6 protein-coding genes and 1 pseudogene are annotated in these 6,104 nt (G+C 74.4%); 4 read left to right on the top strand and 3 right to left on the bottom strand.

The genetic code is table 11. The features are described from left to right. Positions 1 to 42: 42 nt before the first annotated feature. Both B9S61_RS29480 and B9S61_RS29475 read right to left on the bottom strand, forming a co-directional pair. Positions 43 to 1,713: a carbamoyltransferase C-terminal domain-containing protein gene (locus tag B9S61_RS29480; protein WP_103544967.1), complete on the bottom strand. Its 1,671-nt coding sequence runs from the start codon at positions 1,711 to 1,713 to the stop codon at positions 43 to 45. Between the two features lie 68 nt (positions 1,714 to 1,781). Further along, on the bottom strand, positions 1,782 to 2,744 hold the full coding sequence (locus B9S61_RS29475) for an NAD-dependent epimerase/dehydratase family protein (RefSeq protein ID WP_103544966.1): 963 nt from the start codon (positions 2,742 to 2,744) through the stop codon (positions 1,782 to 1,784). On the opposite strand from B9S61_RS29475, the gene B9S61_RS41160 reads away from it, so the two are divergent. After that, a complete protein-coding gene (locus B9S61_RS41160) occupies positions 2,743 to 2,898 on the top strand; it encodes a hypothetical protein (protein WP_181007598.1) in 156 nt (51 codons plus the stop codon). The two genes, B9S61_RS29475 and B9S61_RS41160, sit on opposite strands and share 2 nt — an antisense overlap. A gap of 577 nt (positions 2,899 to 3,475) precedes the next feature. Here B9S61_RS41160 and B9S61_RS29470 read toward each other — a convergent pair. Beyond that, a complete protein-coding gene (locus B9S61_RS29470; protein WP_103544965.1) occupies positions 3,476 to 3,982 on the bottom strand; it encodes a hypothetical protein in 507 nt (168 codons plus the stop codon). A gap of 172 nt (positions 3,983 to 4,154) precedes the next feature. On the opposite strand from B9S61_RS29470, the gene B9S61_RS29465 reads away from it, so the two are divergent. The 3 genes and pseudogenes from B9S61_RS29465 to B9S61_RS29455 all read left to right on the top strand — a co-directional run. Further along, the gene (locus B9S61_RS29465; protein ID WP_103544964.1) at positions 4,155 to 5,447 is read left to right on the top strand and encodes a cytochrome P450; all 1,293 of its coding nucleotides are present in this window, start codon (positions 4,155 to 4,157) and stop codon (positions 5,445 to 5,447) included. A gap of 99 nt (positions 5,448 to 5,546) precedes the next feature. After that, the gene (locus B9S61_RS29460) at positions 5,547 to 5,732 is read left to right on the top strand and encodes a hypothetical protein (RefSeq protein WP_103544963.1); all 186 of its coding nucleotides are present in this window, start codon (positions 5,547 to 5,549) and stop codon (positions 5,730 to 5,732) included. Between the two features lie 22 nt (positions 5,733 to 5,754). Beyond that, positions 5,755 to 6,104 (top strand): annotated as a pseudogene (locus tag B9S61_RS29455) (hypothetical protein); the annotation flags it as partial.

Genomic DNA, 6,104 nt, shown 5'->3' with positions numbered 1-6,104 from the left:
GCACCACCACGGCGTACTCGCCGTTCGGAGCGGGTGACCCGGTCATCGCGGCACCTCGCCCTCGCCGGCGGGGGAACGGAAGAAGTCACCGCGCCGGATCGCGTACGGGCCGATGGCCAGCAGATCGACGGGCGAGGAGCCGAAGCACTCCAGGGCGTCGCGGGGGTCGTCCACCATGGGCCGGCCCGCGGTATTGAGGCTGGTGTTGACGACCACGGGCAGCCCGGTCAGCCGCTCGAACTCGCCCAGCAGCCCCGCCACCAGGGGCTCGCGCGCCGGATCGACCGTCTGGATGCGGGCGGTGCCGTCGACGTGCACCACGGCGGGAATGCGATCCCGCCAGGCGGGAGCCACCTCGTGCACGAACAGCATGTACGGGCTGGGCAGCGGCCCGTCGAAGATCTCGGCGGCCCGGTCGGCGAGCACCATCGGCGCGACCGGCCGGAACTGCTCGCGGCCCTTGACGTCGTTGAGCCGCTCCAGATTGCCCGCGTGACCGGGGTGGGCGAGCAGCGAGCGGTGGCCGAGCGCCCGGGGCCCGTATTCGCCGCGCCCCTGGAACCAGGCGACGATGCCGTTGTCGGCCAGCGTCCGGGCGACCGTGGCGGCGATGTCCGCCGGCCGCTCGAAGGGCACGGCGGCCGTCTTCAGCCACGCCCCCAGCTCCGCGTCCGACCAGTCCCGGCCGAGGTCGGCGCCGGACATGGGCTCCGGTTCGTCACCGGCCCCGGCGGACAGCAGCAGGGCGCCGCCCAGCGCGGTGCCCGCGTCACCGGCCGCCGGCTGCACCCACACCCGGGAGAACGGGCCCTCGCGGGCGATCCGGGAGTTGGCGACGCAGTTCAGGGCGACGCCCCCGGCGAGGGTGAGCACGGAGTCGTGGGTGCGGCCGTGCAGCCAGCGCACCAGGTCCAGCAGCGTCTCCTCCAGCACGGCCTGCGCGCCGGCGGCGACGTCGGCGTGGTCCCGGGTCCAGGGCTCGTCCGGACCGCGCGGCGCGCACAGCTCGTGCCAGGGCACCCCCGAGGCGTGGAAGCCGCCGTCGCCGGTCGGGTACACGTGACGGCGCAGTTCGGGCAGCATGCGCGGGGTGCCGTGGGAGGCGAGGGCCATCACCTTGAACTCGTCGGAGGAGCGCAGGAAGCCGAGGTGCTCGGTGAGCTCCTCGTAGACGAGGCCGAGCGAGTGCGGGAGGTCCTGCGCGCGCAGGGACTCGAGCCGGTCGCCGACCCGGCGGGCGGCGAGGTGCGAGGCGCGTTCGCCGCGGCCGTCCAGCACGAGCACGGAGCAGTCCCCGGCGCCGGATGCGGCGAAGGCGCCGGAGGCGGCGTGCGCCAGGTGGTGCGGTACGAAGCGGACGGCTGCGGGGTCCAGGCCCGGCAGCGCGGTCCGCAGGAAGCCGGGAGCCTCCCGTGCGTAGGTGAGCCGCAGGTGGTCCCACGGATCGTCCAGGCCCATCGCGTCGGCGGGACGGGCCAGCGCCGGGTCGAAGGAGTAGGCGACCGCGTCGAGGTCCTGAGGGCGCAGCCCGGCGCGTTTCAGACACCAGGCGGCGGCCTGCTCGGGCAGTTCCCAGGCCGAGAACGGCAGCGGCCGCTTGCCGTGCTTGCGCCGGGAGAACCGTTCCTCCTCGGCGGCTGCGACGGTCCGCCCGTCGATCACCAGGGCGGCGGCGGGGTCGTGGAAGAGGGCGTTGATGCCGAGGATGCGCATGGGCGGACGGCCTTTCGCGGATCGGGGCGGCCGGCGGGGCCGCGTGTCCTGGTCGGGAACGGCCGCGCTCAGTGACCGGCCTCGGCGCGGAACCAGGCGATCGTGCGGCGCAGCCCCTCCTCGGCGTCCACCCGGGGCTCCCAGCCGAGTTTGTCGCGTGCCAGCGTGATGTCGGGGCAGCGCACGGCCGGGTCGTCCACCGGCCGTTCGATGTAGCGGACGTCGGAGGTGGAACCGGCGAGTGAGACCACCAGCCGGGCCAGTTCCAGCATCGTGATCTCGCCGGGATTGCCGATGTTGACGGGCCCGCGCATGTCCTGGGCGGCCGCCGCGAGGATCCCGGCCACCGTGTCGTCGACGTAGCAGAGCGAACGGGTCTGCCGGCCGTCACCGGTCACGGTGAGCGGCTCGCCGGCCAGGGCCTGCCGGACGAAGGTCGGCACGGCGCGGCCGTCGTGACCGCGCATCCGCGGGCCGTAGGTGTTGAACAGCCGCACGATGCAGGCGTCGGTGCCGTGGGTGTCCGCGTGGGCGGTGGTCAGCGCCTCACCGAAGCGCTTGGCCTCGTCGTACACACTGCGCGGGCCGACCGGGTTGACGTTGCCCCAGTAGCGCTCGTCCTGCGGGTTCTGCCGCGGGTCCCCGTACACCTCCGAGGTCGAGGCCAGCACGAAGCGGGCCTCGGAGTCCTGGGCGAGCCGCAGGGCGTTGCGGGTGCCGAGACTGCCGGTCTCCATGGTGTGCAGCGGCAGCCGCAGGTAGTCCGCCGGAGAGGCGGGCGAGGCGAAGTGCAGGACGAGGTCGGGCCGCCGGTCGACCGGCAGTTCCTCGGCCACGTTCGCCCGTACGAGGGTGAATCCGGGCCGCTCCAGCAGCGGGGTCACGTTCTCCGGCCGGCCGGTGCTGAAGTCGTCCACAGAGGTGACGGCGGAGCCCGCGTCGAGCAGGGCGGTGCACAGGTGGGAGCCGACGAATCCGGCGCCGCCGGTGACGACGGCGTGCTCCCAGTTCCGGGAGGTGACGGTGCTCATGTCTCTCGGCCCTTTCGTCGGAGGCGTCGGTGTCCGGACCGGCACCGGTGCCTCCGGCACCCGGTCCGAGACCGTCGACCACCCGATCAGCCTGAACCGGGGCGGCCGGCGCGGCAGGGCCGGCTGCTGCAATCCGGTGAATGACGGAGCGTGAACACGGCACGGCACCCCCGTTTCCGCAGGCCGGAAGGGCGCCCGGGCAGGGCGGGGGCACCGCAGGCTCCCGCCCGCCCACGCGACGCCCACGCGACGTCCCTCCGGGGGCGGGACGAGGCCGGTGTCGCGGTGCGGGCACGCGCCGCGGCCCGTGCCCGGAGGAGCCGGAGGGGATCGCGGGGAGTCGCCGGCCGGGGACTGCCCGTGAGGTGCGTGCGGGTGGGCCGGGGCGGAGGAGGGATGAGGGTGCGGTGGGACGGGTGCTGCTCGCGCCGGGCGGGGGTGTGAGGGACGGGGGACGCCATCGGGGGCGCGGGCGGAACTGTCGGGCTCCGGAGGTGTGTGCGGGTGGGTCTGGGCCGGGGACGTCACCGGGGAGGTGGCCGGGGCCTGTCGTGTTCCGGAGGCCTGCGGGGAGCGGCTCTTGGGGGAGGGAGAGGGGGAGTGGCCGGCGACGGCACGGTGGGGGAGCGCCTGTCGTGTTCCGGAGGTCGGTCTGTGTGGAGGCGGTCTCGGGGTGAGGGCTGTCGCCGGGGGTGGGGGCGGGTCCGCCGTGCCGGGGGAGTCCGTGTGGGTCAGGCCGCGAGAGTGGGGTCCGGGGCGAGACGGGTGAGGAGGGACGCCTGGTGGAGGGTGACGACCGGGGCGAGCAGGTCCGGGTGGCGGAGGAGGGCCGCGGAGCGGCGGTCGGTCTCGTCGGGGACGAGGAGGCGGCGGAACTCGGCCGGTGTGTCCGCACCGAGTGCGCTCACCGCGAGAGAGGCCAGTTCCGGGTCGGCGAGCAGACAGGCCGCCCAGCTGGCCACGACCTCGTCGACCCAGGTACGCCAGGCGTGCGCGTCCGCGTCGCCGTCCGGGTCCGCGCCCGTGACCCACTCGAGCCGCGCCGAACCGCCCGGCCCCGCCAGGGAGAGCAGCGCCGCGTCCATCGCCGTCGGGTACCGGAGCCGGGCCGCGACCGTCACCGCCTGCCGCGCCTGCGCCTCGCACCGCGCGGAGGCCAGCGCCCCGCCGGACGCGGGGAAGGAACGCGTCAGCCACTGCGCGGTGGCCGCGATGACCGGGGAGAGATCTGTGTGCACTGCCGGGCCGTCCGAACCGTCGGGTGAGGGGGCCGGACGGAACGTTAGCCGCCGGCCCGGCCGTCCCGACGTGACCCGTGACTCCTTCCGCGCGTGGCCTCCGCCACACCCGTACGGGTGCCCTCCGCGCCCTCCGGCGTGTCCGGGGGAGCCCGGCGGGCACCCGGCGGCCATGGACGTACTCAGCCGCCCCCTGATCGACCGCACCCTGCCCCTGCTGGCCGAGGGTTACGCCTGGCTGCCCAACCGGATGCGCGACACCCCCGGTCCCGTGGTCCGCACCCGGATCCTGGGCCGGCCCGCGCTCGCCCTGCGCGGGCCCGAGGCGGTGCGCTTCTTCTACGACGAGCGGAACGTGCACCGGCACCGGGCCATCCCCGAACCCGTGCTCGCCACCCTGTTCGGCCACGAGGCCGTGCACACCCTCGACGGTGCCGCCCACCGCACCCGCAAGTCCCTGTTCCTGCCGCTGCTCGAGCCCGGCCGGATCGCCGGCCTCGTCGACCATGTCAACGCGGCGTGGGACGACGCGGTGCCCGCGTGGGGCCGGCGCGGCTCCGTCGTGCTGTTCGACGAGGCGGGCACGGTGCTCACCACAGGGGTCCACCGGTGGGCCGGCATGCCGGCCCACACCGAGGCCGACGCGGCGGCGACCGCCCGCGACCTGATCGCGATGGTCGACGGCTTCGCCACCGCCGGCCCGCGTCATCTGCGTGCCCGGCGTGCCCGCGCCCGTCAGGAGGAGCGGCTGGGCCGCCTGGTGCGGGACGTACGCTCCGGTGTGGTCACCGCCGACCCGGACTCGGTGCTCGGTCTGGTGTGCCTGCACCGCGGCGCCGACGGGCGACCGCTCGACGAGAAGACGGCCGCGGTGGAGCTGCTCAACGTCCTCCGCCCGACGGCCGCCGTCGCCTGGTTCGTCGCCTTCACGGCGCACGCCCTGCACCGGTGGCCCGAGCACCGGGCGCCGCTGGCGGACGGCGACCTTCCGTTCACCGCCGCGTTCGCGCACGAGGTGCGCCGCTTCTACCCGTTCGTGCCGTTCCTCGGCGGACTCGCGGCGCGTGACCTGTACTGGCGGGGCGAGTGGGTCCCGGCCGGGGGACTGGTGGTGCTCGACGTGTACGGGCAGAACCACGACGAGTCGCTCTGGGGCGACCCGTACGCCTTCCGCCCGGGACGCTTCCTGCAACGGCCCGTGGAACGCGACGAACTGATCCCGCAGGGTGGTGGCGAACCGTCAAGCGGCCATCGCTGCCCCGGCGAGGGCATCACCGTGGGCGTGCTGGAGGCGCTCGCGGGGCGGCTCGCCCGAATGGAGTACACGGTGCCGGAGCAGAATCTGGCCATCCCGCTCAACCGTGTTCCGACCCGTCCGCACAGCGGTGTTCTCCTTGCGGGAGTACGCCCGGCCGCCGGTTGGCCGGGCGGTCCTCCGTGCCGCCGTACCCCTTCGGCATGTTGAAGAAGTGACGAGAGTAAGTACGGGAAAAGTCGCATGATTTGTCCGACTTGGGTGATTCTGAAAGTGAACGTACTCGCTACGCCTCAGGGAGATGGTGTTGTGCGTTCCGAAAAGATCACCGAAGAGCTCACCGGCGTCAAGAGCGTCGACATCGAGGCGGCACTCGACCCGGTCGAAGCCGACGGTGTGTACCGCGACAGCCGTCAGTGCGCCGCGCTGGCTCTCCTCTCCGGAGCGACGAAGCTGCTGCTGTCGCCCCCGACCCCGCGCCCGAAGAAGGGCTGAACGGATCGACGGGAGTAGTCAGATGGAGCAGTCAGGCACTTCGACCCGATTGCAGGCCGCGGTGCAGGACCTCGCTTCCGGTGTGGTCTCCGCCCTTCGGGGCGGGGACCACCCGCACGTTGTCCCCCTGAGGGCCGACGGGGAAGCGGGAGACCTCGCACTCGCCGCCGTACGCGTGCTGGGAGCCGACGCGTTGCTGCCCGGCGTCCTGCTGCGCACCCCGCCCGACCCGGCGGAGGTGGCCGTGTTCCGCAAGGCCGTCGAGGCCCATCCGCCCCGTGCGGACGCCGCGCCCACCGTCCGGTGGAGCCACTGGGGCATGCCCTGGCCGCCGCCACCGGCACCCCCTGGCCGGACCTCGTCAGCGGCCGG

Origin of the sequence: Streptomyces sp. SM1 (assembly GCF_002910825.1) — a bacterium.
GTDB classification, from domain to species: domain Bacteria; phylum Actinomycetota; class Actinomycetes; order Streptomycetales; family Streptomycetaceae; genus Streptomyces; species Streptomyces okerensis.
The sequence above is the reverse complement of the archived record's forward strand: the minus strand, read 5'-3'. Positions and strand labels throughout refer to the sequence as shown.

Excerpts from the sequence above, each read along its gene's own strand:
- B9S61_RS29480 (WP_103544967.1), bottom strand. The coding sequence starts at position 1,713 with ATGCGCATCCTCGGCATCAACGCCCTCTTCCACGACCCCGCCGCCGCC.
- B9S61_RS41160 (WP_181007598.1), top strand. The coding sequence starts at position 2,743 with ATGTCTCTCGGCCCTTTCGTCGGAGGCGTCGGTGTCCGGACCGGCACC.
- B9S61_RS29475 (WP_103544966.1), bottom strand. The coding sequence starts at position 2,744 with ATGAGCACCGTCACCTCCCGGAACTGGGAGCACGCCGTCGTCACCGGC.
- B9S61_RS29465 (WP_103544964.1), top strand. The coding sequence starts at position 4,155 with ATGGACGTACTCAGCCGCCCCCTGATCGACCGCACCCTGCCCCTGCTG.